General features: G+C 57.8%; 25 protein-coding genes. 12 read left to right on the top strand and 13 right to left on the bottom strand.

From position 1 onward, the window contains the following. The first annotated feature begins 33 nt into the window (after window positions 1-33). Both HF650_RS12750 and HF650_RS12745 read left to right on the top strand, forming a co-directional pair. A complete protein-coding gene (locus HF650_RS12750; RefSeq protein ID WP_187798994.1) occupies window positions 34-783 on the top strand; it encodes an OBAP family protein in 750 nt (249 codons plus the stop codon). A gap of 17 nt (window positions 784-800) precedes the next feature. Then, complete coding sequence (locus HF650_RS12745; RefSeq protein ID WP_187798993.1) at window positions 801-1,634, top strand: MBL fold metallo-hydrolase; 834 nt, start codon at window positions 801-803, stop codon at window positions 1,632-1,634. A 45-nt stretch (window positions 1,635-1,679) separates the two neighbouring features. Here the strand turns inward: HF650_RS12745 and HF650_RS12740 are convergent, their stop codons facing one another. Together HF650_RS12740 and HF650_RS12735 are read right to left on the bottom strand one after the other, a co-directional pair. After that, the gene (locus tag HF650_RS12740; protein WP_187798992.1) at window positions 1,680-2,558 is read right to left on the bottom strand and encodes a manganese catalase family protein; all 879 of its coding nucleotides are present in this window, start codon (window positions 2,556-2,558) and stop codon (window positions 1,680-1,682) included. Between the two features lie 24 nt (window positions 2,559-2,582). After that, window positions 2,583-3,089: a DUF892 family protein gene (locus tag HF650_RS12735; RefSeq protein WP_042712274.1), complete on the bottom strand. Its 507-nt coding sequence runs from the start codon at window positions 3,087-3,089 to the stop codon at window positions 2,583-2,585. A gap of 356 nt (window positions 3,090-3,445) precedes the next feature. Here HF650_RS12735 and HF650_RS12730 point away from each other — a divergent pair, with 356 nt between their 5' ends. Further along, window positions 3,446-4,144 carry a helix-turn-helix domain-containing protein gene (locus tag HF650_RS12730; protein ID WP_094419701.1) on the top strand — a complete coding sequence of 233 codons (699 nt, stop codon included), beginning with the start codon at window positions 3,446-3,448 and terminating at the stop codon, window positions 4,142-4,144. Here the strand turns inward: HF650_RS12730 and HF650_RS12725 are convergent. Genes HF650_RS12725 through HF650_RS12705 form a run of 5 tightly spaced genes read right to left on the bottom strand, consistent with a single transcriptional unit; the run spans window position 4,127 to window position 8,984 of the window. Next, window positions 4,127-4,720, bottom strand: a complete 594-nt coding sequence (locus tag HF650_RS12725; protein ID WP_223284151.1) for a 2-dehydro-3-deoxyphosphogluconate aldolase — start codon at window positions 4,718-4,720, stop codon at window positions 4,127-4,129. The two genes, HF650_RS12730 and HF650_RS12725, sit on opposite strands and share 18 nt — an antisense overlap. Beyond that, window positions 4,710-5,603, bottom strand: coding sequence for a 2-dehydro-3-deoxygalactonokinase (locus tag HF650_RS12720; RefSeq protein ID WP_187798990.1), 894 nt, complete (start codon window positions 5,601-5,603; stop codon window positions 4,710-4,712). The genes HF650_RS12725 and HF650_RS12720 overlap by 11 nt, the downstream gene beginning before the upstream one ends. Further along, on the bottom strand, window positions 5,600-6,496 hold the full coding sequence (locus HF650_RS12715; protein ID WP_187798989.1) for a dihydrodipicolinate synthase family protein: 897 nt from the start codon (window positions 6,494-6,496) through the stop codon (window positions 5,600-5,602). The genes HF650_RS12720 and HF650_RS12715 overlap by 4 nt, the downstream gene beginning before the upstream one ends. Continuing rightward, complete coding sequence (locus tag HF650_RS12710; protein WP_187798988.1) at window positions 6,490-7,653, bottom strand: mandelate racemase/muconate lactonizing enzyme family protein; 1,164 nt, start codon at window positions 7,651-7,653, stop codon at window positions 6,490-6,492. Before HF650_RS12710 ends, HF650_RS12715 begins: the two co-directional genes overlap by 7 nt. Window positions 7,654-7,670: 17 nt before the next feature. Further along, window positions 7,671-8,984 (bottom strand): MFS transporter, encoded by a 1,314-nt coding sequence (locus tag HF650_RS12705; protein WP_187802678.1) that lies wholly within the window; start codon window positions 8,982-8,984, stop codon window positions 7,671-7,673. An 803-nt stretch (window positions 8,985-9,787) separates the two neighbouring features. Here HF650_RS12705 and HF650_RS12700 point away from each other — a divergent pair. From HF650_RS12700 to HF650_RS12685, 4 genes are read left to right on the top strand one after another with little or no spacing between them, the layout of a single operon-like run. Further along, window positions 9,788-10,243 (top strand): MarR family transcriptional regulator, encoded by a 456-nt coding sequence (locus tag HF650_RS12700; RefSeq protein ID WP_187798987.1) that lies wholly within the window; start codon window positions 9,788-9,790, stop codon window positions 10,241-10,243. Window positions 10,244-10,265: 22 nt separating this feature from the next. Next, the gene (locus HF650_RS12695) at window positions 10,266-11,438 is read left to right on the top strand and encodes an efflux RND transporter periplasmic adaptor subunit (protein WP_187798986.1); all 1,173 of its coding nucleotides are present in this window, start codon (window positions 10,266-10,268) and stop codon (window positions 11,436-11,438) included. Window positions 11,439-11,448: 10 nt separating this feature from the next. After that, window positions 11,449-12,984 carry a DHA2 family efflux MFS transporter permease subunit gene (locus tag HF650_RS12690; protein ID WP_187798985.1) on the top strand — a complete coding sequence of 512 codons (1,536 nt, stop codon included), beginning with the start codon at window positions 11,449-11,451 and terminating at the stop codon, window positions 12,982-12,984. A gap of 22 nt (window positions 12,985-13,006) precedes the next feature. Further along, complete coding sequence (locus HF650_RS12685; RefSeq protein WP_187798984.1) at window positions 13,007-14,242, top strand: MFS transporter; 1,236 nt, start codon at window positions 13,007-13,009, stop codon at window positions 14,240-14,242. A 598-nt stretch (window positions 14,243-14,840) separates the two neighbouring features. Here the strand turns inward: HF650_RS12685 and HF650_RS12680 are convergent. Then, the gene (locus HF650_RS12680; protein WP_187798983.1) at window positions 14,841-17,234 is read right to left on the bottom strand and encodes a phosphoketolase family protein; all 2,394 of its coding nucleotides are present in this window, start codon (window positions 17,232-17,234) and stop codon (window positions 14,841-14,843) included. Window positions 17,235-17,340: 106 nt separating this feature from the next. Between HF650_RS12680 and HF650_RS12675 the strand changes: the two genes are divergently transcribed. Continuing rightward, window positions 17,341-19,164 (top strand): glycoside hydrolase family 15 protein, encoded by a 1,824-nt coding sequence (locus tag HF650_RS12675; RefSeq protein WP_187798982.1) that lies wholly within the window; start codon window positions 17,341-17,343, stop codon window positions 19,162-19,164. Window positions 19,165-19,173: 9 nt separating this feature from the next. Here HF650_RS12675 and HF650_RS12670 read toward each other — a convergent pair whose 3' ends face one another. Together HF650_RS12670 and HF650_RS12665 are read right to left on the bottom strand one after the other, a co-directional pair. Then, the gene (locus HF650_RS12670; protein WP_187798981.1) at window positions 19,174-19,908 is read right to left on the bottom strand and encodes a MerR family transcriptional regulator; all 735 of its coding nucleotides are present in this window, start codon (window positions 19,906-19,908) and stop codon (window positions 19,174-19,176) included. 91 nt (window positions 19,909-19,999) lie between these two features. Further along, window positions 20,000-21,220: a diguanylate phosphodiesterase gene (locus HF650_RS12665; RefSeq protein ID WP_187798980.1), complete on the bottom strand. Its 1,221-nt coding sequence runs from the start codon at window positions 21,218-21,220 to the stop codon at window positions 20,000-20,002. Window positions 21,221-21,518: 298 nt separating this feature from the next. On the opposite strand from HF650_RS12665, the gene ycgZ reads away from it, so the two are divergent. The 4 genes from ycgZ to HF650_RS12645 all read left to right on the top strand — a co-directional run bounded on the left by ycgZ (window position 21,519) and on the right by HF650_RS12645 (window position 22,966). After that, on the top strand, window positions 21,519-21,758 hold the full coding sequence (ycgZ, locus tag HF650_RS12660) for a regulatory protein YcgZ (RefSeq protein ID WP_023478790.1): 240 nt from the start codon (window positions 21,519-21,521) through the stop codon (window positions 21,756-21,758). A gap of 159 nt (window positions 21,759-21,917) precedes the next feature. Continuing rightward, window positions 21,918-22,226 (top strand): hypothetical protein, encoded by a 309-nt coding sequence (locus HF650_RS12655; RefSeq protein WP_187798979.1) that lies wholly within the window; start codon window positions 21,918-21,920, stop codon window positions 22,224-22,226. 37 nt (window positions 22,227-22,263) lie between these two features. Beyond that, window positions 22,264-22,539, top strand: coding sequence for a biofilm development regulator YmgB/AriR family protein (locus HF650_RS12650; RefSeq protein WP_187798978.1), 276 nt, complete (start codon window positions 22,264-22,266; stop codon window positions 22,537-22,539). A 118-nt stretch (window positions 22,540-22,657) separates the two neighbouring features. Beyond that, window positions 22,658-22,966, top strand: a complete 309-nt coding sequence (locus HF650_RS12645) for a monooxygenase (protein ID WP_187798977.1) — start codon at window positions 22,658-22,660, stop codon at window positions 22,964-22,966. A gap of 58 nt (window positions 22,967-23,024) precedes the next feature. Here the strand turns inward: HF650_RS12645 and HF650_RS12640 are convergent, their stop codons facing one another. Genes HF650_RS12640 through HF650_RS12630 form a run of 3 tightly spaced genes read right to left on the bottom strand, consistent with a single transcriptional unit; the run spans window position 23,025 to window position 25,099 of the window. Further along, window positions 23,025-23,546, bottom strand: a complete 522-nt coding sequence (locus HF650_RS12640) for an SMI1/KNR4 family protein (RefSeq protein WP_187798976.1) — start codon at window positions 23,544-23,546, stop codon at window positions 23,025-23,027. 57 nt (window positions 23,547-23,603) lie between these two features. Beyond that, window positions 23,604-24,083 carry a hypothetical protein gene (locus HF650_RS12635; RefSeq protein WP_187798975.1) on the bottom strand — a complete coding sequence of 160 codons (480 nt, stop codon included), beginning with the start codon at window positions 24,081-24,083 and terminating at the stop codon, window positions 23,604-23,606. A gap of 8 nt (window positions 24,084-24,091) precedes the next feature. After that, a complete protein-coding gene (locus tag HF650_RS12630; protein ID WP_187798974.1) occupies window positions 24,092-25,099 on the bottom strand; it encodes a LacI family DNA-binding transcriptional regulator in 1,008 nt (335 codons plus the stop codon). Window positions 25,100-25,271 lie beyond the last annotated feature (172 nt).

Here is a 25,271-nt window from a genome sequence, read left to right as displayed (position 1 = left end):
TCATAACTCCAGATCATGATCAAAGGAGAGACAATGAAAAGGCTGGCTCTGTACCTTGTACTTCCCCTCGCTCTTGCCGGATGCAACGCCAATAACACCCCACCGCAGACGCCGATCCCCGGTGAAAAAACCTCGGGTAAATTACAGACGCTGGAGAGCGGCGCAGCGGTGATGCAGTCCCGCCCGCCGATTGACGCCATCAGCACCTATCTTGACGGTTTCCACTTCTACAGCGGTAACCAGAAGGGGCAGATGGAGGCGCACCACTATGTCACGGTGTTAAATGAGGATGTGATGCAGGCGGTGATCTACGACGGCAACACCCGCGATGCGCGCCTGATGGGCGTGGAGTACATCATCAGCGAACGGCTGTTCAAAACCCTGCCTGCGGAAGAGAAGAAGCTCTGGCACAGCCATCGCTATGAGGTGAAATCTGGCAGCCTGGTTGCGCCGGGCCTGCCTGCGGTGGCGGATAAGGCGCTGATGAGCAAAATCGTCAACACCTATGGCAAAACCTTCCACACCTGGCACACGGATCGCGATAAGACCCTGCCGCTCGGCACCCCGGCGCTGATGATGGGCTTTACCGCTGACGGGCAGCTCAACCCGGCGCTGCTGGTCGACCGCGATCGCCGTTTCGATATCAACACCGAGGCGATCAAAGCCGAGCGCGCCGACCTGCCAGCTAATCCTGTCGCCAAAGGCGCAGATGCCTGGGAGCAGGGGCAGGCGGTACAGCTTCGCGTTGTCCCGGTCGCTAAAGGCGCAGCCCACTCTCACTGACTGTTCGGGAGGTTACGATGATCGTCCATCACCTTAATTGTGGGTGCATGTGCCCGCTGGGCGGCGCGCTGTACGACGGCTTTAGCAAAGGGTTACATGCGCACCTGGTCTGTCACTGTCTGCTGATTGAGACCGACCGCGACGGGCTGGTGCTGGTCGATACCGGTTTTGGCCGCGAGGATATGCAAGCCCCACAGCGCCGTCTGTCGGGCTTCTTTCGCCTGATGAATAACATCCAGCGCCGGGATGAGCTGACCGCGCTGTCGCGCATTCAGGCGCTCGGGTTTAAGGCAGAGGATGTCCGCCATATCGTGCTGACCCATCTCGACTTTGACCATGCCGGTGGCCTGACCGATTTTCCCCATGCGCAGGTACACCTGATGCAGCAGGAGATTGATACCGCCGGGCAGCGCCACAGCTGGCTTCAGCGCGAGCGCTACCGGCCAGGGCAATGGAGCGCGCGCTCCGGCTGGCACGGTTATGCCCCGCAGGGCGAAAGGTGGTTTGGTTTCGAGGCGGTGAATGCGCTGCGCGGGCTGCCGCCGGAGATCCTGCTGGTTCCCCTTGCGGGTCACACGCCGGGACATGCGGGTGTTGCGATCCAGCGCCCGGAAGGGTGGTTGCTGCACGGCGGAGATGCGTGGTTCTACCGGGAAGAGATGGGGCGGCCTGAGCGCCACTGCACGCCGGGGCTGCGTTTTTACCAGTGGATGATGGGGATGGACAACCGGTCGCGCCGCGTTAATCAGCAGCGCCTGCGGGAACTCTCCTGCGCCCATAAAGCGGATCTGACGCTCTTTTGCAGCCACGATGCGCTCGAGCTGCGCGCATTGCAGCAGGGCAGGGCATAAAAAAACACACCCCGCAGGGGGTGTGTTTGTTAACCGCAAGCTGAATTACTTTTTCGGCTTCGGTTCGCCGGTTCCCAGTTCAAAACCGGTAACCGGTTCAACGGACGGGTCAGACATGGTGCGGTCGCTCATCGCTTTCACCATCGCCAGCTGTTCTGGCGTCAGCTGTACCGTGATCAGACCATCACCACCATCAACCGCCGGTTGCGGATTAGCAACGTATTCAAAGTTCTCGTCGCTGTTCCAGCTACCGCGCGGATCGTCACCTTCCGACATGTTGTAGTAGACGTTGCTGTACTGCTCAATCGGCGGCAGTTTACCCGGCGGGAAGTTGTTGCGGATCGAGTAGAGCGCTTTTTCAAACGACATCATATGCGCCACTTCGCGGGTCATCAGGAAGCCGAGCGCATCTTTCACGCCCGGATCGTCAGTGACGTTGATTAAGCGCTCATAGATGATCTTCGCGCGCGCTTCGGCGGCAATATTGGAGCGCAGATCCGCTGTCACTTCGCCGATGGTATCGATGTAGGACGCGGACCACGGTTTACCCGCAGAGTTGGTCAGCGCCGGGCCACCGCCATAAAGCAGGGAAGTGATATGGCTATCGTTGCCGTTCTGCGTCAGGGAGCGGTAAAGCTCTGCTTCACTTTCGGTGCCTTCCGCCAGCGCGCCTTTTGCGCCTTTGTTGAGCATGCCAACCAGTGAACCAATGATTTCGAGGTGGCTGAGCTCTTCGGTCGCGATATCCATCAGCATCTCTTTACGCCCGGCGTCATCATCACCCAGACCCTGAGTGAAGTAGCGGCACGCCGCGGCCAGTTCCCCCTGCGGCCCGCCAAACTGCTCAAGCAGCAGATTGGCGAGACCCGGGTTTGGCTCGCTGACGCGAACCGTAAATTGCAGTTGTTTTACGTGACGAAACATTGCTTGCCTCCTGAATTCTAATAATTATTTTTTCGCTTCTACGCCATCCGCATCGCTGCGTAGCAAGAATTGCGCAGTAACGTCCGGAATATGATTCAGCGCCCATTCAGCCATCGCCACTTCTTCGGCGAGAATGCGTTTGAAAATATCTACGCTGGCAATATCGCCGGCTTTTTCTGCTGCGGTGATAAGGGAGGTATAACAAGCAATTTCAAATTGCTCAAAGACGTAGCTGCTAATCGAACCTTTTACCACTTCATCCGGTGCGAACATACCGCCAAAGGCCTGGCCCATCGCTGCCATTTTGCTGGTGGCATCTTTCATTACCGAACGATTAATATTATTGCGATCCATCACTTCTTCAAGTAATTGAATCTGGCCCTGCGTTTCGGTTAAATGCTGGGCAATACGGGAACGCAGATCCGGGTAGTTATCGATACGCTCGCTCATGGACTTCAGCATCGACTCAGCCTGTTTTTCCATCGCGTGGGCATCACGTAACCAGTCATGATAGTTTTCTTGAGGTGTCATAATGTAATCCTTCTCTTCGTCGTTTTCGCGTAAGGGGAGTTGTGTGCCAGCGTTTCGCTGTAGCACAGAAATATATTTTTGCAGTGATGATTGTTTCGATAACGAACCGGGATTGATTCGCTTAGTCGTTAATTTAAATATGTGCAAGTCATCAGCTAATAATAATTTCCCTATGATCTAAAAACCGATCTCATTATTAAGCGAAGTTTTTTCGCACCCACAAATAAAACTAGCTGGAACTACTCTTTAGTCAAATTAGGTAGCGAAAAAACCCTTATTACGTCGAGTTTGAGAACAATCTCAAAGCGGGTTATGCTTGAGCAGCGCAAATAAGCGAAGCGGCAGAGAATATATGAATGACGAAATTAAACAGTACAGTATTTGACGCGTTTCGCTGTCTGAATCTACTGGCGACCGGCAATCGCGCGTTTGGTATTCGTGAGATTGGCCGCGAGCTGGCGCTGGACTCGGCGAAAGTGACGCGCCTGATGCAAACCTTACTGGCATTAGAGATGGTACAGCAGGATGCGAAGCGCAAATATCGCCTCGGCATGGGTATCCACCGCTTGTCCGCCAGCGCCATTCATCACTCCGCCTTTTATACCGCCGCGCTGGAGATGCTGGAGGAGACCGGCAGCCATAACGTATCGATTGTGATTGGTGTGCTCAGTGGCAACCAGGTGGTCTACCTGCTGCATACGCGCGGCGGCAAAAGTATCGCCCGCGCGATTGGCAATTATGAATCGTGGCCGGTGCGCGATTCGGTGATTGGCATCAAGCTGCTCGCCACCCTCAGCGATGAGGAGATCATCAACCGTATCGGCATCCACGATTACCATCTTTTACAGCAGGATATTGAGCAGGCGCGCCAGCACCAGGTGTTTGGCAAGGCGTGGGCGCCAGGGGATTACCGGCTGGCCTGCATCATTCCGGGCATGCAGGCAGCGATTGCGCTCTCCAACATCGGGGGTGACAAAGTCAATATCGACACCCTGCGCCAGTTTCTCATCTCCGCCGCGCGCAAGATCAGCGGTGAATCACTCCCTCCTGTTTAGTAACTGCTGGCAGCGCTGCGCGGTCACCGCCGCCGTCTGCCCCGGTTTATAGAGCGATGAGCCAATTCCCACGCTGTCGTAGTGGGCGAGATAAGCCGCCGCGTTACTGATATCGACACCGCCAACGGCAGAGAAGGGCACTGTCTTCGAGAGCGGACCTTTGATCATCTGCGGAAAGTTCAGCGGCAGCGCCGAGGCGGGGAAGATCTTCAGTACATCCACCTCAAGCTCGCAGGCGCGAAAAATTTCACTGCTGCTAAACACCCCGGCGCAGACACGCAGTCCCTGCTGCTGTGCCGCCTCAACCACGCGCGCGTCAAGGTTTGGCGTCAGGATAAACTGTGCCCCGGCCGCGCGGCACGCGGCCACCTGCGGCACGGTCAACACGGTGCCTGCGCCAAGCGTGACGGCGTCGCCAAACACCGAGGCTACCCGCGTAATGCTGCTCTGCCACTGCGGCGAGTTGGTGGTGATCTCAATGGTGGTGATGCCGTGATCGCGCAGGCAGGCGACCTGTTCGATGCACTCTGTGGGCGCGATCCCGCGCAGGATGGCGACAATCTGCTCAGGCTGCATCCCGGAATACCTCATTCAGCCCGGCGATCAGCGCCTGCTCCGCCTCAAGAGTGGTGAAGGGGAGATCGAGCGCCTCGCAGGCGAGGGCATAGCGCGGCAGCAACGCGCGGCTGCCAATAAAGCAGACTGCCTCATGGCGCGGGTGACCCTGGAGGATCTCATGGGCGATAAGTAAACCCGACAGCCATGCGCCCGCTGCGGCCGGGTCAAGATCGCCGAGAATATAGTGCCCGCGACAGCGAAACAGCTCGCTCACCAGCGTCGTCTCGCCGGACTCAATCTGCCGGGTGGTGTGCACGCCGCGCAGAAACGCCTCGTCTGAAGCCGACTGCGCTGGCAGCCCTTTGCCGACAATCGAGTGGTTGAGCACCAGGTTCCACAGCTCGCCGGTCATCAGGGTGCGCAGGCTCTCCACCTGCTGCTGCGCGCGGTTAACCGTCAGCCATTTGCTGTGGGTGCCGACGGCGGCGAAGGTCTGGCTGCTGGTCAGGGTCAGCGCTCCGGCAAGCTGCATCTCCTCTCCGCGGCAGATCTCCATCACTCGCCGGTCACAAATACCGGGACGCAGGGTGACGGGGTTGGGCAGAATGCCCGGCAGCGGGCGTCCTTTTGCCGTCAGCTGGGCAAAACTGAGCGGCAGCGCCAGATAGCCCGCATCGGCAAGGCCGATATTGCTGCCGACCATGCCGCATAACAGCACGGGCAATCTCTCATCCCACCCCTCTTCGAGGCGCAGCAGCTGTTCGCGCAGAATATCCGGCAGTGCCTCTCGCGCGCATTTACCCACGCCGCAGGCGGCCTCAACGCTGCGAAATACTTCGCCGTTACGCACGCTGAGGGCGCGAAAATTGCTGCTGCCCCAGTCCACCGCGATGTAGTTCATCGGCTCGCCTCCAGCACCGCCAGCGGCAGGGCACGGATGAGATCGCGCAGTTCGTCGCGCGTTGCTTCATCGAGCCCTTTCGCCGGTTCACGCACCACATCGGTGGCGAAAATGCCCGCCTGGTGCAGCACGGTTTTGTGGATGGCGACACCCAGCCCCGGCTGCACGCCGTAGCGCAGGAAGGGGAGGTAGCGATAGAAAATGGCCTGCGCCTCCTGCTTGTCGTGCTGCCAGGCGTGCAGGATGGCGTTAATCACCTCCGGGAATTCACAGGCGGGCATGGTGCCGACAATGCCCCGGCGCAGCTCCTCATAGAGAAAACCGCCATTCAGCCCGCCGAACAGCCCGACGCGATCGCCGAGCGCCTGCTTAAGCGCCGTGATTTTCAGCGTGGTCGGCGGTTGCTCCACCTTGATGTATTTGATGGAGGGAAAATCCTCACACAGCTTCACCAGCGTCGGCACTGGGATGTTCACCCCGGTCATCAGCGGCGCATCCTGCACCATGATGTCGATATCGCAGGCAGAGCAGATATCGCGCCAGAAGGTGTAGATCTCCTGCGGGCCCGGTTTCACCACCGATGGCGGGTTGACCATCGCCACCTGCGCCCCCCAGCGCTGCACGCGCTGAATATCTTCAATCGCCACCACCGCCGAGGCACCGCCCGCGGCAGCAATAAGGGGCAACGCGCCGGTCAGACGTTTCACACAGGCAAACAGCGCCTCTTTTTCCCCGGTCGTTAGCGCATAACCTTCCGACGCATTGCCAAACAGCGCCAGCCCGTCGATCCCCTGGGCCAGCAGAAATTTCACTAACTTCTCGATGGAGCCAAAGTCCACCGCACCCTGCTCATCAAACGCCGTCGCCAGAATTGGCACATTACCCTTTAACATGTGACCCCCATTACCGATTCGCGCACCCGCGCTTCATTGACTGCAATTCCCAGACCTGCACCTTGCGGCAGCGTGTAGTGACCCGCTTCACACACCAGCGGCGTATCGAGCAACTGGTTGGCAAGCTCGAATACCGGTGGCTGATACTCCAGCATGAAAAGATTGGGCAGCGCGGCGGCAACGTGGATCGACGCGGCAATACACGGCCCGAGGCCGACGCTCAGATGCGGCGCAACCTGCAAATTCCACGTCTGCGCAAGGGAGGCGATATGCATCAGCTCGGTAATGCCGGTGCGTCCGACATCCGGCTGCACAATGTCCATCGCCCGCTGTTCAATAAAGGGCTTGAACTGGTAGCGGGTGCGCTCCGTTTCGCCCAGCGCAATCGGCAGCGGGCTTTTCGCCCGCAGCTCGCGGTGCCCGGCAATATCCTCCGGCAACAGCGGCGCTTCAAGAAAACCGACGCCAAGGGGATGCAGCGCGTTGGCCAGCTCAGCCGCCTGCGCCACGCTGTAGTTCCAGTGGGCATCAAGAAAGAGGCTAGCTTGCGGGCCGAGGGCGTCACGAATGGCGCGCACATTCTCAATGTCCTGCTGCACGCCGTAGCCCAGCGCCAGCTTGATGGCGTTGAAGCCTTTCTGCTGCCAGCGCAACGCCAGCGCACAGCGCGCCGGGAGATCCGGCTCCGGCAGGCCGGAGACATAGCAGGGGATCTGATCGCGGAATGCGCCGCCGAGCAGCTGGTAAACCGGCTGGTTGAGGATCTGGCCTTTTAGATCCCACAGGGCAATATCCACCGCTGCCAGCGCGTCGATGTGATACCCGGTGATATGGCCGCGATCGCGCATCGCGTCATACATCCGCGCATTCAGTACCTGGCTGGCAAAGGGCGACTGGCCGGTTAACAGCGGCGCAAAGAGGTGCGTAATTAACTCGGCGATCACTTGCGGCACGACGGGAGCGAGGGCTTCGCCCCAACCGACATGACCGCTGTCGGTGGTGATTTTGACCAGACAAGTCTCCATCTTGCGCGAATAGACGCAGCGGTACTCCGGGCGGTAGTAATAATCGCTGTCGCTCGCCTTGACCTCGCCGCCGAGATAGGCCTGCGGCGTGGTGATTTTGAGCGGAAAACAGTCGATACGGCTGATCTTCATGACAACTCCAGGTCAGGTTAATCGAGAACTTTGCCGGCGGTCTCTTTGGCGATCCACACGACAATAAAGGAGATAAGCGCAGTGCCCATCACGTACCACGCCGGGGAGAGCGGGTCGCCGGTAAGGGTAATAAGCCCCGCCGAGGCGAACGGCGTCACGCCGCCAAACACCGCAACGGTGAGGTTGTAAGCAATCGCGATGCTGCCGTAGCGGATGGCGGTTGGGAAGAGCTCAACCATCGCCGCGCCGCAGCCGCCGTTAAACATGGCGACAAAGAAGCCGAGCAGGCTCATGGCGGCAATCGAGGCGCCCACCGACCCCTGGCTCATCAGCAGCATTGCCGGCCAGGTGAAAAGAATGAAACCACCGCAGCCCATTAACATTAGCGGGCGACGGCCCCAGCGGTCCGAGAGATAGCCGGTCAGTGGCATACAGACCGCCACACTCAACAGCCCCAGGGTCGTGATGAGGTAGGCGTCCGTGCGGCTGTAGTGCAGGTGGGTGGAGAGATAACCCGGCATAAACGATTGCAGCACCCAACTGCTTACCGCTTTCACCACCACAAAGCCGGTGCAAAACAGCAGGGCGGTCATTGAGGTGGAGAGGGTTTTGCGCAGCGGCGAGGCTTCGATTTTGCCGCTGGCTTTTAGCTTATGGAACTCGGCGGAGTCTTCCATATTGCGGCGCATATAGAGCCCGCCGAGGCCAAGCGGGGCGGCAAGCAGGAAGGGGATGCGCCAGCCCCAGTCGTTCATCGTTGCTTCGCCGAGGGTATGGGTGAGCAGCAGCACCAGCCCGGAGCCGCAGACAAAGGCCATAAAGCTGAAGTTTTCGCTCCAGCAGGTGAGCGTCGCGCGGCGGTGCGGCGGCGCGCTTTCGGCGAGGTAGGTAATCACCCCGGAGCTTTCGCCCCCGGCGGCGAAGCCCTGCACCAGGCGGGTGAGCACCAACAGGATCGGCGCAATGATCCCCGCCTGCTGGAAGGTGGGCAAGATGCCCATCACAAAGGTGGAGATGGAGGTGATGACAATCACCGTCACCAGCACTTTGCGCCGCCCCTGGCGGTCGCCCATCGAGCCGAAGAAGAGGCCGCCGAGCGGGCGCATTAAGAAGCCGGAGCCGAAGACGGCGAAGGATTTCAGCAGGCCGATCGCCGGGTCGTCGCTGACAAAAAAGTTGCTGGCGATGATCGCTGCCAGCGTGCCGTAAAGGCCGAAGTCGAACCATTCGATAAAGTGCCCGACGCCCGCCGAGAGCATGATTTTGGCGGTGCGGCGGGCGGGCACTTTCTGCTCTGCGCCGTGGTAGGGCTGTGAGGTGGTGTGCTCCATTGAGCCTCCCGTAGTGAGTAGGGTATCTGCGTTGTTGTTATCGTGCAGGGAGTGTTGGGGATCGCAGGCGGGCAGGCGAGTGGTGTGTTGCGTTGCGTGAGGCTTATCAAAAATTGCGCGGGAAAAGTGCTTCATATAGTGAAGCAATGGGATTAAGCGCATCAGCTTTTCCAGGTCGCATAAGGCATAAGCCGCCATCCGGCAATGGGCCTGGTATGTGGCATTGGTGGAAGGGTTCCGTTCACCACGGGAACGGGCTCTTCATAAATCATCTGTGCGGTGAACGGGACAAAGGGAGCGACCGCGCTCCCCTTGTCAATCCCCGCGGCCCCGCGAGGAAATCGGTGCTCCGCACTGCGCTCACCTCCCGCGAGCCTGACTGCGGCCGGCTCGACTTACTCGCCCCATCCATGGGACTCGCCCCTTCGGGGCCAGCGCAAGCGCTGTTCAAAATTGCTCCCGGCAATTTTGTCATGTCTCGGTTCGCCTCTGCCCGCCATCCGTGGCGTCCAGACCTTGTCATTCCCGCTTCGGTTCGCCGATTTCAGCGGGGACACAACCCCCATCACTGTCATATCACAGATAAAAAAACCGGTGTCGCTGGAAACATTGCCGGATGGCGCGTACCGCTTATCCGGCCTACGAGGTCGGAGCGGTTTTGTAGGCCGGATAAGGCGTAAGCCGCCATCCGGCAGAAGGGGGGCTATTGGAAACTGACAAAACGTGCGCTTACCTTGACAATTCATTGACACTTATCTGCCTGGTCAGTAATTTCATTTGTAATTATTGATCAGGCAAATATCATGACAAACTCTGCGGATAACACTAACCCAAACCTGCACCTCGGCTTGCTGATCCATCTGACAAACCAGTTTAAAGACCAGCTTATTAGCCACTACTTCTCACCGGCGGATATTACCGCCGCACAGTTTAAAGTGCTGATTAGCATCTATAAGGGCTTTACCAGCCCGGTTGAGGTAAGCAAAAATCTGCTGATGGATGCAGGTGCCATGAGCCGCATGCTTGAGCGCATGGTAAAGCGCGATCTGGTGTTGCGCACCACCAATCCTGACGATAAACGGCAGGTGATCCTGGTACTTACAGAGAAGGGGCGGGGAATCTGCGATCGCTTCCAGAATGAGGCGCTGGCGTCCATCCTCGCCTCACTCACCGAGCGCCTCAGCGAGGCGGAAACGCAACAGCTGGTGACGCTGCTGATCAAAATGCTGCCTGACGGCGCAACCCAACCCTATCGCTAAGTTCTCCTGAAAGGTGATTAAGATGACCGATTCATCTATCCAGCCTGCACGCGCGCCGAGCAAACGTAAGCGCAACTTCGCCATTCTGTTTGTGCTGCTGGTGATTATCGCCGCTGGCTGCCTGGCGTGGTATCTGCTCTATGCCCGCTACTACGAAACCACTGATGACGCCTATGTCAGCGCCAACCAGGTGACGCTGACGCCGCAAATTGGCGGCACCGTTACCCAGGTCGCCGTCGATGAGGGCGACTTTGTACAAAAAGGGCAGCCGCTGGTGCTGCTCGACCCGGCCGATACCGAGATTGCGCTGCAACAGGCGCAGGCTAACCTTGCCAGCACCGTGCGCCAGGTGCGTGGGCTTTACAGCACTGCGGATAACTACCGTGCGCAGGTGGCGGCGAAAAAAGTGGCGCTACAAACGGCGCAGAGTGACTACGCGCGTCGGCAGAAGATTTTCGCCACCGGTGCGGTCACCGCTGAGGATTTGGCTCATTATCGTGACAACGTCACTAGTGCGAAAAGTGACCTGATTGCCGCGCAGCAGGCGCTCAACACCAATCTGGCGATGGTTGATGACACCGTAATCGACTCTCACCCGGAGATCAAAAGTGCTATCGCCACCCTGCGTCAGCGCTTTCTCGATAACGCCCGCAGCACGATTGTGGCGCCGGTCAGCGGCTATGTGGCGAAGCGCGCGGTGCAGCTTGGTATGCGCGTCGATTCCGGCACCACGCTGCTGTCGATTGTGCCGCTCGATCAGGTCTGGGTGGATGCCAACTTCAAAGAGAGCCAGATGAGCACCATGCGCCTTGGTCAGAAAGTGACGTTGACTGCCGATCTCTATGGCGATGACGTGGAGTATCACGGCACGATTGCGAGCCTCGGTATTGGTACTGGCAGCGCTTTCTCCCTGCTGCCCGCGCAGAACGCCAGCGGTAACTGGATCAAGATTGTCCAGCGTCTGCCGGTGCGCATTACCCTCGACCCCCATGATATGCAGAAGCATCCGCTGCGTGTCGGTTTGTCGATGGCCGCCCGCGTCGATATTCGCGATACCGAAGGGCACCTGCTGCCGCAGCAGAGCGTCGCGCAGCCGCGTTTCGCAACAGATGTCTACCAGAACGCGCTGGATAAGGCCGACGCGCTGGTGGCGAAGATCCTTCATGATAACGCTCAGCCGGTAGCCGCCCGCTAAGAGAGACGCGATGCAAGATAAATCGGCATTTACGCCGCCCAGTCTGCTGCTGGCGACGATTGCGCTGTCGCTGGCGACCTTTATGCAGGTGCTGGATACCACCATCGCCAACGTGGCGCTGCCGACCATTGCGGGCAATCTCGGCGTCAGCGCCGATCAGGGCACCTGGGTCATCACCTCGTTTGCGGTGTGTAACGCCATTGCGCTGCCGCTCACCGGCTGGTTTACGCGCCGCTTCGGGCAGCTGCGGCTGTTTGTCGGCTCGGTGGCGCTCTTTACGCTCTCCTCCTTTCTGTGCGGTTTTGCTCACAGCATGACGGAGCTGATCGTCTTTCGCGCGCTGCAGGGCTTCTTCGCCGGCCCGATGTTTCCGATGTGCCAGACGCTGCTGCTGGTGATTTTCCCCACCAGCAAACGCAGCATGGCGCTGGCGCTGCTCTCGATGGTGACGGTGGTGGCACCGATTGTCGGGCCGATCACCGGCGGCTGGATCACTGATAACTACGCCTGGCCGTGGATCTTCTACATCAACGTGCCGATAGGGATCTTCGCAGCGATCGTCGTCTGGATGCAGCTGCGCGAGCGGGAAGAGACCACCACCACCTCGCCGATCGATTACATCGGTATTGCGCTGCTGGTGCTCGGGGTCGGCCTGCTACAGGTGGTGCTGGATAAGGGCAACGATCTTGACTGGTTCGCATCGAATGAAATTATCGTCATGTCGGTGCTCTCGGCGATTGCGCTGGTGTCGTTTGTGATCTGGGAGCTGGGCGAACAGCATCCGATTGTTAACCTGCGGCTGTTTAAGGATCGCAACTTCGCCATCGGCACCGCGACGCTGACCCTCGGCTATGCGGCCTTTTTTGCTATCAACATTATTTTGCCGCAGTGGCTACAAACCCAGATGGGCTACACCGCCATCTGGGCCGGGCTGGCAGCCGCGCCGATGGGTTTTCTGCCGCTGCTGCTGACGCCGTTTATTGGGCGTTACGCCCACAAAGTTGACCTGCGTATCCTGGCAACGCTGTCGTTTCTCACCATGGGTGCTTCCTGCCTGCTGCGCGCGCAGTTCAATACCGAGGTCGATTTCCGCACCATTGCCGAAGTGCAGATGTTTATGGGCATTGGCGTTGCCTTCTTCTTTATGCCCATCACCACCATTGTGCTCTCCAACCTGCACGGCCAGGCGGTGGCGGAAGGCTCTGGCCTGGCAACCTTTTTCCGCGTGCTGGGTGGCTCGTTTGCCTCCTCGCTCACGACCTGGATCTGGTCGCGGCGGGAGATTTACCACCACGCTACCCTCAGCGAAAGCGTCTCGCAGTGGAACCCGGCAGCGACGGATTATCTGCACAAAATGGGCGGCGCGACGCAGCAGCAGCTGGCGGCGGTGGATAAAACCCTCGAGCAGCAGGCCTATATGCTCTCGACCATTGACTACTTCTGGCTGCTGGGCTGGCTCTTTTTAGCATTGATGATTGTTATCTGGTTTGCCCGCCCGCCGTTTGTGCGCAGCGGCGCGCCCGGTGCGCCCTCGGCTGGACATTAATTACTACCCATAGAGAGATGTTATGGCACCCCTGTTATCCGCCAGCGATGGCCGTTTATTGCAGCACCGATCTTTTGTCGCCTTCTGGCTGGCCCGCACCAGCTCCAGTTTTGGCTTTCAGATGTTGTCGATTATTGTCGGCTGGCAGATCTACTCCCAGACGCAGAGCGCCTTCTGGCTGGGGATGATTGGCCTGGTGCAGTTTATTCCCTCGCTGACGCTGGCGCTGCCCGCCGGGCATATCGCCGACCAGTTTGACCGCCGCCGCGTGGTGCTGCTGTCGCAGGTGTGCGAGTGGGTGGCGATTGTCGCGCTCGCCTGGCTTACCTGGCAGGGGGATGCCAGCGTCGGCGTCATCCTCGCGCTGATTTTTGTTATCTCCTGCGCGAAAACCGTCGAGTCGCCGTCGATGATCTCGATGCTACCGGCATTGGTTCCGGCCTCGATTCTGCCGCGCGCGACGGCGGCGAATGCGGTCTCCGGCCAGGCGGCGCAGATTGTTGGCCCGGCGCTGGGTGGCTTCCTCTACGCTGCGGGCGCAGACGTGGTCTACAGCGTCACGGCGGCGCTCTATCTGCTCTCGCTGCTACTGGTGATCACCCTGAGCTACGCGCAGGCGCAGCCAAAACGCACACCCGCCACGCTCTCATCACTCTTTGCCGGGGTGCGCTTTATCCGTAACCGGCCGGATGTGCTGGGGGTGATCTCCCTCGATCTCTTTGCCGTGCTGCTCGGCGGCGCGACGGCGCTGCTGCCGATTTTCGCCCACGATGTTCTGCATACCGGCCCGCTTGGGCTGGGGCTTCTGCGCAGCGCACCGGCAGTGGGCGCGTTGCTGGTGGGCTTCTGGTTGAGCCACCGTGCGCTGACGCGCCGTGTCGGCATCATTGTGTTTATGTCGGTGGCAGGCTTTGGCGTGGCAACGCTGGTCTTTGCCTTCTCAAGCTGGATGTGGCTCTCGCTGCTGGCGCTCTTTGCGCTGGGCGGGTTTGACATGATCAGTATGGTGATCCGTGGCTCGCTGGTGCAGCTCGATACGCCGGATGAGATGCGCGGCCGGGTGAATGCGGTGAACTCGATATTTATCAACACCTCCAATCAGCTTGGGGAGTTTGAGTCCGGGATGCTCGCCGCATGGCTGGGCGCGGTGCCCGCCGCGGCGATTGGCGGGGTTGGGACGCTGATTGTGGTTGCGCTGTGGATGCGCTGGTTTCCAGGATTGCGGCACCGGCAGCGGCTGGAGAGTGATGCTGGCTAAAGTGCCTTACTGGCGGGGGCGTAGGCCGGATAAGCGTTTACGCCCATCCGGCATTATCACTACCACACCACTGCCGGATGGCGGCTACGCCTTATCCGGCCTACAAAAAAGCGCTTTCAGCGAAACCGGTACTGCTTTATATCCGCAATATGACAGCGAGGGGTTGTGTCCCCGCTGAAATCGGCGAACCGAAGCGTGAATGACAAGGTCTGGACGCCATGGATGGCGGACAGAGGCGAACCGAGACATGACAAAATTGCCGGGAGCAATTTTGAACAGCGCTTGCGCTGGCCCCGAAGGGGCGAGTCCCATGGATGGGACGAGTAAACCGAGTCCCGTAGGGGCGAGTAAGTCGAGTCGAGCCGGCCGCAGTCAGGCATGCGGGAGGTGAGCGCAGTGCGCAGCACCGATTTCCTCGCGGGGCCGCGGGGATCGATAAGGGGAGCGCGGCCGCTTCCCTTGTCCCGTTCACCGCATAAGGGGTTAATGAAACTCCTGAACGCCTGGTGAACGGAACAATGCCACCAAAGCCATATGCAACACCATCGCCGGATGGCGCGTAAACGCTTATCCGGCCTACGAGGTTTCAGCTGCTACCTTACTCGGGTGCGCCGCCGTCGCCCTGTGCGGAGGGCCATTTCCAGCCGCGCACTTCGGGGAGATCTTCGCCGTGTTCACGCACGTAGCGGTGATGCTCGGCAATCTTCTCCGCCAGCTCATCCAGCACCGCATCGGCTTTGCCTTGCAGGGAGGGCGTGCGGACAATCGCCTCCTGCGCCAGATGGAAGCGGTCCAGCTCATTCATCACCGTCATATCGAAGGGAGTGGTGGTGGTGCCTTCCTCCATAAACCCGCGCACATGGAAGTTGCGGTGGTTATTGCGCGGGTAGGTGAGGCGATGGATCAGGCTCGGGTAGCCGTGGAAGGCGAAAATCACCGGTTTATCCGCCGTGAAGATGGCGTCAAACGCCTCGTCGCTCAGGCCGTGCGGATGCTGCTCTTCCGTTTGCAGTGCCATCAAATCGACAACGTTCACCACCTGGATGCGCAGTTCCGGGAAGTAGTCGCGCAGCAGATCGACCGCCGCCAGCGTCTCCATCGTTGGCACATCACCGGCACAGGCCATCACCACATCCGGTTCTTCACCCTCGGTCACCGTGCCTGCCCAGTGCCAGATCCCCATGCCCGCCGCACAATGTTGCTGCGCCGCTTCAAGGTTGAGCCACTGCGGCGCAGGCTGCTTGCCAGCAACAATCACGTTAATGCGGTCCCAGGTTTTCAGGCAGTGATCCGCCACACAGAGCAGGGTGTTAGCATCGGGCGGCAGATAGACGCGCACAATATCGGCCTTCTTATTCACCACGTGGTCAATAAAGCCGGGATCCTGATGGCTGTAACCGTTGTGATCCTGGCGCCAGACGTGAGATGAGAGCAGGTAGTTAAGGGATGAGATCGGTTCACGCCACGGCAATTTGCGCGTCACCTTCAGCCACTTGGCGTGCTGGTTAAACATCGAATCGACAATATGGATAAAGGCTTCATAACAGTTAAACAGGCCGTGACGCCCGGTGAGGAGATAGCCCTCAAGCCAGCCCTGGCACTGATGTTCGCTAAGGATCTCCATTACCCGCCCATCGGCAGCCAGTTGCTCATCGTAGGGTTTAACCGGCTCCTGCCAGGTGCGGCTGGTGACATCGAACACTTTGCTCAGGCGATTTGAGGCGGTCTCATCCGGGCCAAACAGGCGGAAATTATCCCGGTTGCGCTGGAAGATCCCCGCCAGGTAGGCACCGAGCGCGGCGGTCGATTCCGCCTGCGTTTCGCCAGGCGACGTGACCTCAACCGCGTAATCGCTAATTGAGGGCGTATTCAGCTCGCGACGCAGACGGCCGCCGTTGGCCCACGGGGTGGCGCCCATGCGTTTATCGCCCTCGGGTGCCAGCGCGGCCAGCTCCGGGCGAAGCCGTCCCTGCTCGTCAAACAGATCATCAGGCTGATAGCTGCGCATCCACTCCTCAAGGATCTGCCGGTGACCCTCATCTTCCCGGCAGGAGGAGACCGGCACCTGGTGTGCGCGCCAGAAGTCCTCCACTTTTTTGCCATCCACCGTCTGCGGCCCGGTCCACCCTTTCGGGCTACGCAGAATAATCATCGGCCAGCGCGGTAACGTTTCGGCGGCTTCACCGCTGCGCGCCTGCTGCTGATAGTGGCGAATACGCTCCAGCGCCTGCTCCAGCGTCTGCGCCATCTGGCGATGCATCTTTTCCGGCTCATGACCGCTGACAATCAGCGGCTCGTAGCCGTAGCCGCGAAACAGATGCAGCAGATCCTCATCGCTGCTGCGCCCGAGAATGGTCGGGTTAGCGATTTTATAGCCGTTGAGATGGAGGATCGGCAGCACCGCGCCATCGCGCGCGGCGTTGAGGAATTTAATACCGAACCAGCTCGACGCCAGCGGGCCGGTCTCCGCTTCGCCGTCGCCAATCACGCAGGCGGCAATCAACGACGGGTTATCAAACACCGCGCCAAAGGCGTGGGAGAGGGAGTAACCCAGCTCACCCCCTTCGTTAATTGACCCCGGCGTTTCCGGGGCGGCGTGGCTTGGAATGCCGCCCGGAAACGAGAACTGGCGGAAGAGAGCTTTCATCCCCTGGGCATCCTGGCTCACCTGCGGGTAGATCTCGCTGTAACTTCCCTCAAGCCAGGTGTTCGCCACCATGCCTGGCCCGCCGTGCCCGGGGCCGCAGATGTAGATCATATTGAGGTCGTGCTGGCGGATCGCCCGGTTGAGATGGGCATAGATAAAGTTCAGCCCGGGCGTGGTGCCCCAGTGTCCAAGCAGGCGCGGTTTAATGTGTTCAGGCTTGAGCGGCTCGCGCAGCAGCGGGTTATCCATCAGGTAGATCTGCCCGACAGAGAGGTAGTTGGCCGCGCGCCAGTAGCGGTCGATCAGTTGCATTTGATCATCGGGAAGTGAGGCGTATTGCGTCATGCGTTTCTCCGCGTCAGTGAAATGAGTTCCTGTTAAGCCTGGCACAGATGCGGGAACCCTATGTGTCACCTACGCTTAAAGCGTAACCGCACGCATAAGGATCCGAATGAAAACCGACACTCAGACCACCGCCGTGATTGATAAGCACGGCATTATCGGCAACCTGCGGACCTGCGCGCTGGTGACCGTTGAAGGGGCGATTGATTTTCTCTGCTGGCCCAATCTCGACAGCCCCGCCATTTTTAGCTCGCTGCTCGACGCCAAACGGGGCGGCTACTTCGCCGTTGCGCCGCTGGGGGAGGGCTGGCGCGCCATTCAGCACTATCTGCCGGATACCAATGTGCTGCAAACCCGCTGGCTCTCGGATGAGACGATGGTGGAGCTGACGGACTTTATCGCCATTAACGAGGATGATGAAGCCAGCCCGCTGATTGTGCGGCAAATCACGCTGATTTACGGCGAGGCGACAATCAAGCTGCACTGCTCGCCGCGCTTTAACTACGCCACTGACGTGCCGGAGGTGAAAGAGGATAAACGGGCCTATCACTTTAAGGGAAAGAAGGGGGCGGCGCTGACGCTGGCTTCATCGGAAACGTTGCAGGTGAAAAAAGGGCTGGTCGAAGGGGCGTTCAGCCTTAAAGCGGGCGAAACGGCGACCTTTGTGCTCGGTGACAGCAAAGTGAAGCATGCGACGCTAAAACAGGTGGCGGCTATGCGCCAGCGCACGCTCGCCTACTGGCAAAACTGGGTCGGGCAGAGCAAGTACAGCGGCCGCTGGCGAGAGGCGGTAACGCGCTCTTCGCTGGTGCTGAAGCTGCTCACCTCCCAGCGCTACGGCTCCATTGCCGCGGCGGCAACCTTTGGCCTGCCGGAGCTGCCCGGCGGCGAGCGCAACTGGGATTACCGCGCCACCTGGCTGCGCGACGCCTCTTTCAGCTGCTATGCGTTAATTCGCTTAGGCTACGTCGAAGAGGCAAAAGCCTTCGGCGCGTGGATCGGCAGCTGTATGGAGAACAGTAAGTTCGACCCGAAAAAACTGCAGGTGATGTACCGCCTCGACAGCGGAACGGATCTCACCGAGGAGGAGCTGCCGCACCTCGCCGGCTATCTCAACTCCAGGCCGGTGCGCAAAGGTAATGAAGCCTATAAGCAGCTACAACTCGATATCTATGGCGAATTGATGGACGCCGTCTATCTGACGACGAAATATGGCGACAACATCTCTCACCGCGCGTGGGGGCATGTGATGCGGCTGGTGGATTATGTCTGCGAAATCTGGGATTCCCCGGATGCCGGGATCTGGGAGATGCGTGGCGAGCCGGAGAACTTTCTCTACTCGCGCCTGATGTGCTGGGTAGCGCTTGACCGTGCTCTGCGCCTCGGTGCCAAGCGTTCGCTCTCAATGCCGTTTGCCCGCTGGGAGGCGACGCGGCAGAAGATCCGCGACGATATCTGGCACAACTTCTGGAATGAGAAGCTGGGCCACTTCACCTCAACACGCAACGGCAGCGATGTCGATGGCTCGATGCTGCTGATGCCGCTGTTTCGCTTTATCGGCGCAAAAGATCCTGACTGGCTGGCAACGCTCGAGGCGATCCGTACGAAGCTCATGCGCGACGGCATGGTGCGGCGTTATTTGCAGGAGGAGACACCGGCGGATTCGTTGCAGGGGGAGGAGGGCTATTTTGCGCCATGCTCCTTCTGGTACGTCGAGTGCCTGGCGCGGGCGGATTTCGTCGAAGAGGCACGCATTGAATTTGAGAAGCTACTGCACTACGCCAACCACCTTGGGCTGTATGCCGAGGAGTTTGATGAGCGCGGCTTCCCGCTCGGCAACTTCCCGCAGGCGTTGACGCATCTGGCGCTGATCAGCGCCGCGTTTTACTTAGATAAAAAGATGTCCGGGAATCAACAAACCTGGCAGCCGTAAGGCTGCGGTTTATTGGGGGCCATGAAAGGTGAGGGCGAAGCCCTGCTCCTGCCAGTGGATGAACTGCTGCGACTGACGCTGGGTCAGGGCTTTCCCCGTCCAGACTACCAGCTGCTTTCCAGGAAAGAACTCCGGGTGCGGGGAGTCGAGCGGATCGGCCAGTACATCCAGGCACCAGCCCTGCTGTGACAACCGCCAGGCTTCCAGCCACAGGCGGGTGCGATCGTCATTGTTCCAGGCGATAAATAGCCCCTCTTTGCTCCCCTGTTGGCGATTAAGCGCCAGATGGGTGACGGCAAAGTCAATCAGCACGCCGTCAAGCAGGCTTAAGATCACCCGCGCGGTGTTTTGATCGCGCGCCAGCAGCAGGCGTACGGGCATTATGACGTCATCGATAATTTGATCGACGCTGAATTTACTTCCCAGCTCAAGCACCAGGGCGCGCAGCCTTGCCGGGTTGATCTGGCGCAGCGTGGCCAGCAGATCTTCCTGCACTTTCGCCCAGCCCTGCTCATCGGCGGCGGGTGCCTCATCCAGCAGCGCTTTTACTTTGCTGACCGAAACACCGCTTTCGATAAAGCGTTTAATGGCCTCGATACGCAGGATATCCGACTCATCAAACTGACGATGTCCGCCCTCGCTGCGCTGGGGCTTTAGCAAACCGTAACGACGTTGCCATGCGCGAAGTGTGACGGGGTTAATTCCGCATCGTTCAGCAACTTCGCCAATACTGTAAAACGCCATGACTTCCTCGTAACCCCGATATACACCCGCAAAGCCTAGTTAAGCCTTGCAGGCTGTACAAGCACTTTGTACAGCTTTACTTAAGGAGCGATTAAGCATCGTCCTGTTTTTCTGGCCAGCAGACAGCTGGAACACCGTTCATGTCCGGTCGTGCGAAGAGGTAGCCCTGGAACTGGGAGATACCTGCCGATTCGAGCCACATCCACTCTTCCGCCTTCTCTACGCCCACGGCGGAGATCTGAATTTCAAGAGATGTACAACATTTGATGATCGCCTGCACAATCGCCTGACGTGAGCCACTCTTATGCACATCTTTAATCAGATCGCGGTTGATTTTGATGCGATCCGGCTGGAACTGCGCCAGCAGCAGCAGGCCAGCGAAGCCGGCACCAAAGTGGTCGATCGCTACGCGAATACCGGCTCCTTTCAGTAATTTCACCGCTTCAGTGAACTCTTCAAGGCGCGAAATGATTTCACTCTCGGTAAATTCTACAATGATCTGCTCCGGCACCAGTCCATTCGCCGCAATCTCACGCAGGATAAACTCGACCGCACCGGGCACTTCAACCAGCGTCATCGGCAGAAGGTTGACCGAAAGGGTCTGCGCACCGATATCAAGTGCGGTGGCCATCGCGAACGCCACTTTTTTACTCTCAAGATCGGCCTTATAAAGAGCATCGCCGCTCAGACCTGCAAAATAGGCCTGTGGCGCATCGCCCGTTGGGGTACGTAGCAGCGCTTCGACCGCCACCACTTTTCGGGCGAAAGGATCGATCAGCGGCTGGAAGGCAAAGCGGCAGTCGGCGCTGTTGGCAGCAACGGATGCTGGCAAAGTGATGGCGCTGTCGTCAGGAATAAATTCCCACGCATCATCGGCCGGGATCTCAAAGTAGTTCTCTTTCTCTCCCTCTTCGACAAAGGTTTGAAAGAACTGCAATGCGCGGTCGTCATAAATAAGCTGATATTTCGAGGTGCCTTTATCCAGCACGGTTTGCAGCACCTCTTCACGGTCATAAGCGCGCAGATCAAACAGTTCCATCCCGGCTTTACCAAAGCGTCGCGACGGCGCGTAGTCTCGCAGCAGCTCCACAACGTTAAAGTGACGCTCATCATTACATATCGCATCGTAAATCGGATCCAGCGTCTCTTCCGGCCCTTCAAGCAGCTGGAAGAAGTGAGTGCCATTAAATAGCAGGATGCCTGTTACATTGGCCTTGCTGTTTTTTTGATTGGCCGCTTCCACCATACCTTCAAGCATCGAAAACGATACATTGTCGCGGAAATGGCTGCGGTAAATGAGGGTGGTGAGCATAAACGTTCCGAAAGGGATGAATGAGCGCTCACACTACCAGATGCAAAGTGCCTCGTCTTCCTTGATTTAGCAGAGAATTATGCTGTTTTTCGCTGTCTTTCAAAGCGACTTCAAGCTTGTACAACCTTAGTCAACCACGTAAAAATTATGCTGTTTATAATCACTTGATAAATATGAATATTATTAAATATTCATTAGGTGACTAACAAACTTGTACAATTTCTATGTACAAGCGGGCCTTTTTTGTATAACTTTAACCTTACTTTAACAAGTTAATGGATTATTTGAGGAGTGACATATGCAGCAGAACGGTTATTTTCCGAACACAGCTAATGCCATTACCCGCTATTTCAACAAGGCATCCCTTCCGACTCAGCAGCAGACGCTGGGACAGATCGCCGTTGAGATCCTGAGCGAAGGACGTAACCTGAACCGCAAGGCAATTTGTACTAAATTGCTGAGCCGGCTGGAGCAGGCTTCTGGTCCGGAAGAGGAGAGCCACTATCACACGTTGATTGGCCTGCTTTTCGATCGCTAATTGAGTTTGACCAACGGCAATACTTTTGGCTTTTAAGTCAATTCTCGCGGGGTGATGAGGCGCTTCATGCGCGTGCAGAAAAGTTAATCGTCCCCAAGGGAGAATTGGCTTCATGCCGCAATTGCAGTTCGGCAAGTAGCGGCAACCCGAGATGCAGTTATGAATAGTAGTGAAATAGAGCAACTGACAGATGAACTTATCGGAGTGGCCGTGTTGTCACTTCTAAAAGATAACTCACCCATTAGCACCCGTGCGCTGATCAACAGGCTGCGGTCGATGGAGGCCAGCGAGCAGGATAGTCAGCGGCGGCAGATGCTGGGGCGGATTATTGCTGAAATTAGCAATAATAATTTCGCCTCCCTGAAGCGCGGTACAGGAAGTGAGCGCGATGAGTGGGATGAACAGAGCAGTGATAACGTTTTTCAACTGTTTGGCGATAACACGTCAGGCAGCTCAAAAAAACATTAATAGACACGGTTACTATCAATAATAGATGGAGTAAGCGATGAGCCAGGTTTTGCTGGATGCACACGAATATGAAAATTTGCCTGATATCTCTCTCGCTGAGTATTTTCGCAGCGGTGGTGATACGCTTGCAGAGGAGTCTGCAGTACTGGGCGCAGCAATTCGTGGCGTATTGGCAACTGGTGAACGTATTACCCACAAGGCCTTGATCCTGGAGTTGATCAAGATGATCGAGACCACAGAGGATGTGATCAAAAGCGATATTGTACGCCACACCCTGGAAATCGTTGTACACCATACAACAGACGATATTTAACCGTACTGCTTCACCTGCTCTGATACCAAATCCACGCTTAGGCGTGGATTTTTTTGCTATTTCGCCTTCGATGAAATAGGGTCAACAGGCACATTAACATGCCATCACGGAGGATAGTATGACCAATAAACTGCTGCAGATTCACTTCGATTTTAACGGTCCATTTGGCGACAAAATGTCGGATCAACTGGTGGCGCTGGCAGAGTCGATTAATCAGGAGCCGGGTTTTCTGTGGAAAGTGTGGACCGAGAATGCGCAGGCCCTGGAAGCGGGAGGGGTTTATCTCTTTGACTGCGAAGCGAACGCACAGCGTTATATGAATAAGCATATGGAGCGGTTAAAACAGTTTGGTGCTACCAATATCACCGTCAAACTGTTTGATGTGAATGCGCCGCTGACACGGCTCAATCACGGTCAGGTGGGGTAACGTTTGTCGCGCGCTGGCAGGCTTGCTGCCCGCGCGCTGTTTTAGCCTCTGCCGGCATTCAGAGGTCATCGAGGCAGATTTCGCCCTGTGTGCAGGCATGCTGGAGGATCATCTGATAAAAGATGGTGAAATCAGGTGCCACTTTGTAGAGATTGCCGCACTCTTGCTGTTCAGCAATATCAAATTGCTGGATATCATCTTCACAATGCAGATGCGTTCTGTCCCAGTAGTAAACACCTTCGCGATTGCCCCCATTTATCAACACGAAGAAGTTACCGCCCGGATCATCGCCAATCAACAACGCGCCCGACAGAAAGTCGAGCTCCTCCAGAAACTCATCATTGTTATACTTCAGGTCGTAGTACTTATTGCGCGTATCTATGCCAAACAGCGCTGAAAATGCCACTTCTCCTCGCTCAACGCCGTGATAAGGCAGATTGCAGTAGTCGGGACTCTTCACCGCCAGGCCGTTTTTAAGTTGCAGAAAATCCAGATATGCTTCGGGTGCGCTAAAGCTAAAGGTTGTCAGCAGCGGCAAGATGGCGTTTTTTGCTGCCGGTTTTCCATATGAGAGAGGCATTGTTGCTCCTGGTATAGGTTTGCAATGTTTTAAACGAGAGTAGATCCAGACTGCCGGTTAGCGACTGCCATCCATACGCGCTGGTGGTGGATCGGCTGAGACAAGAATGTAGTGTTTACGCGCAACCGGTCGCCAGATACCACGCGGATCGCCTACAAAGGGGAGCCTGAAAAAGGGGCGATCCGGGATCTCCACCCGCCATGTCGTATCGCCAATAAAGCTAAATTCAACCGCCTGTGAAAACAGTGCTAAATCGGCAAAGCTGCCGGTGGTATACGCCCCCCCGAGTGTCAGCATCTCTTTCACCCCCTGCTGACGATCGATTAACACTATCTCCAGCGCCTCTTCAAAGGGGACATCATCGGTGAGAAAAAGCAACAGCCGGGATTCATCTACCTCAATTGCGGCTTCAATCACCTGTGCAGGTACCGTAAATCCGGTTGCGTGACCGTCAATCACCACCTCATGAGCGGCAAGCCTTGAGGGCGTAGCCGCGTGAAGGAGATGGGGCGTTACGTTGTTAAGCTGTCTGAACATGGCTGCGCCTAACTTAACTTTGCGAGCGAATCACGCAGCAGGAACGGGCTGGCAACGCGCGTGGTCTGCGTGTGTTCGGTAGCGTTAATGATGTGTAAGGCGCTCAGACGCCCGATCTCATAATGCGGTAGCTGCACCGTTGCAAGAGAGGGCAGGAACAGTTCACCGATGCCGACCATGTTGTCGTAGCCGACGACTGCGACATCCTGCGGAATGCGCAGCCCCTGCGCAAGTAACGTTTGATAGACCATAAAGGCGATACGATCGTTACCGCATATCACCGAATCGAACTGCGGCTTTTGCGCGTGGATATGTGCCCGCACCCGCGCAGGAATGTCGCGGTAATGCTCGTCACCCAGCGCCATATAGTGATGAGTAAGGGTGTCCGGGTTAACCCCGGCTTCCCGGCAGGCGCGCTCAAGCCCCTTGCGCCGACGCGCGGTGGCGAGCAGCGGCTCGGGCAGATGCAGGCAGAGCGGCTGGCGATAACCCGCCGCAAGCAGGGCTTTTACCGCGTTGTACTGGCCCTGTTCATCGTCCGGAATATAGCTGGCGACCGGATCGTGCAGGCTTTCACAGTTGGCGAGCACGCAGGGCAGGGTGAGCAGCTTGGCGGGCAGCGGCACCTGGCGCAGCCCCATGGTGGTGTAGATAATGCCGTCTGGCCGGTGGGAGAGGAGCAGATCAACAATCGCATCCGGATTGTCATCGGTGAACATATTCATCACGAAGCTGTTCCAGCCGTGTGCGCGTGCGGTCTCTTCAATCGATAAGGTGATCTCCACCGAGAAGGGCGTTGTCACGGTGTCGAGCGCCAGCACACCGATGGTTTTCGGCGAGGCGTGTGCGCCGCGGATCTTTTTCGCTGAGAGATCCGGGACATAATTGGTCTGCTCAATTGCCGCCTGCACCCGTGCCAGCGTCTCTGGCTTTAGCCGTTGTGGGCTGTTCAGCGCGCGCGAGACCGTCATTAGCGAGACGTTCGCCAGTTGTGCTACATCCTTCAGAGACGCCATATCTGTTACTCCATGCGGGCTTACTGACTTCATCACTGCGGCCTGAGAGAGCGCTATCGTACCGTATTTAGGGTTTTGTCACAGGCGCGGAGTTTGATCTCCCTCTCACTCCTGTTATGTTAACGTTAACTCTTGTGATTAACATCATGAATCTCAGCAGAACCGCAGGAGT

Source organism: Kosakonia sp. SMBL-WEM22, assembly GCF_014490785.1.
Classification (GTDB): domain Bacteria; phylum Pseudomonadota; class Gammaproteobacteria; order Enterobacterales; family Enterobacteriaceae; genus Kosakonia.
This window is presented reverse-complemented; position numbering and strand designations above follow the sequence as displayed.

Bases quoted from the DNA above. Each gene is read 5' to 3' on its own strand.
- HF650_RS12750 (WP_187798994.1), top strand. From the start codon at position 34: ATGAAAAGGCTGGCTCTGTACCTTGTACTTCCCCTCGCTCTTGCCGGA.
- HF650_RS12745 (WP_187798993.1), top strand. From the start codon at position 801: ATGATCGTCCATCACCTTAATTGTGGGTGCATGTGCCCGCTGGGCGGC.
- HF650_RS12740 (WP_187798992.1), bottom strand. From the start codon at position 2,558: ATGTTTCGTCACGTAAAACAACTGCAATTTACGGTTCGCGTCAGCGAG.
- HF650_RS12735 (WP_042712274.1), bottom strand. From the start codon at position 3,089: ATGACACCTCAAGAAAACTATCATGACTGGTTACGTGATGCCCACGCG.
- HF650_RS12730 (WP_094419701.1), top strand. From the start codon at position 3,446: ATGACGAAATTAAACAGTACAGTATTTGACGCGTTTCGCTGTCTGAAT.
- HF650_RS12725 (WP_223284151.1), bottom strand. From the start codon at position 4,720: ATGCAGCCTGAGCAGATTGTCGCCATCCTGCGCGGGATCGCGCCCACA.
- HF650_RS12720 (WP_187798990.1), bottom strand. From the start codon at position 5,603: ATGAACTACATCGCGGTGGACTGGGGCAGCAGCAATTTTCGCGCCCTC.
- HF650_RS12715 (WP_187798989.1), bottom strand. From the start codon at position 6,496: ATGTTAAAGGGTAATGTGCCAATTCTGGCGACGGCGTTTGATGAGCAG.
- HF650_RS12710 (WP_187798988.1), bottom strand. From the start codon at position 7,653: ATGAAGATCAGCCGTATCGACTGTTTTCCGCTCAAAATCACCACGCCG.
- HF650_RS12705 (WP_187802678.1), bottom strand. From the start codon at position 8,984: ATGGAGCACACCACCTCACAGCCCTACCACGGCGCAGAGCAGAAAGTG.
- HF650_RS12700 (WP_187798987.1), top strand. From the start codon at position 9,788: ATGACAAACTCTGCGGATAACACTAACCCAAACCTGCACCTCGGCTTG.
- HF650_RS12695 (WP_187798986.1), top strand. From the start codon at position 10,266: ATGACCGATTCATCTATCCAGCCTGCACGCGCGCCGAGCAAACGTAAG.
- HF650_RS12690 (WP_187798985.1), top strand. From the start codon at position 11,449: ATGCAAGATAAATCGGCATTTACGCCGCCCAGTCTGCTGCTGGCGACG.
- HF650_RS12685 (WP_187798984.1), top strand. From the start codon at position 13,007: ATGGCACCCCTGTTATCCGCCAGCGATGGCCGTTTATTGCAGCACCGA.
- HF650_RS12680 (WP_187798983.1), bottom strand. From the start codon at position 17,234: ATGACGCAATACGCCTCACTTCCCGATGATCAAATGCAACTGATCGAC.
- HF650_RS12675 (WP_187798982.1), top strand. From the start codon at position 17,341: ATGAAAACCGACACTCAGACCACCGCCGTGATTGATAAGCACGGCATT.
- HF650_RS12670 (WP_187798981.1), bottom strand. From the start codon at position 19,908: ATGGCGTTTTACAGTATTGGCGAAGTTGCTGAACGATGCGGAATTAAC.
- HF650_RS12665 (WP_187798980.1), bottom strand. From the start codon at position 21,220: ATGCTCACCACCCTCATTTACCGCAGCCATTTCCGCGACAATGTATCG.
- ycgZ (WP_023478790.1), top strand. From the start codon at position 21,519: ATGCAGCAGAACGGTTATTTTCCGAACACAGCTAATGCCATTACCCGC.
- HF650_RS12655 (WP_187798979.1), top strand. From the start codon at position 21,918: ATGAATAGTAGTGAAATAGAGCAACTGACAGATGAACTTATCGGAGTG.
- HF650_RS12650 (WP_187798978.1), top strand. From the start codon at position 22,264: ATGAGCCAGGTTTTGCTGGATGCACACGAATATGAAAATTTGCCTGAT.
- HF650_RS12645 (WP_187798977.1), top strand. From the start codon at position 22,658: ATGACCAATAAACTGCTGCAGATTCACTTCGATTTTAACGGTCCATTT.
- HF650_RS12640 (WP_187798976.1), bottom strand. From the start codon at position 23,546: ATGCCTCTCTCATATGGAAAACCGGCAGCAAAAAACGCCATCTTGCCG.
- HF650_RS12635 (WP_187798975.1), bottom strand. From the start codon at position 24,083: ATGTTCAGACAGCTTAACAACGTAACGCCCCATCTCCTTCACGCGGCT.
- HF650_RS12630 (WP_187798974.1), bottom strand. From the start codon at position 25,099: ATGGCGTCTCTGAAGGATGTAGCACAACTGGCGAACGTCTCGCTAATG.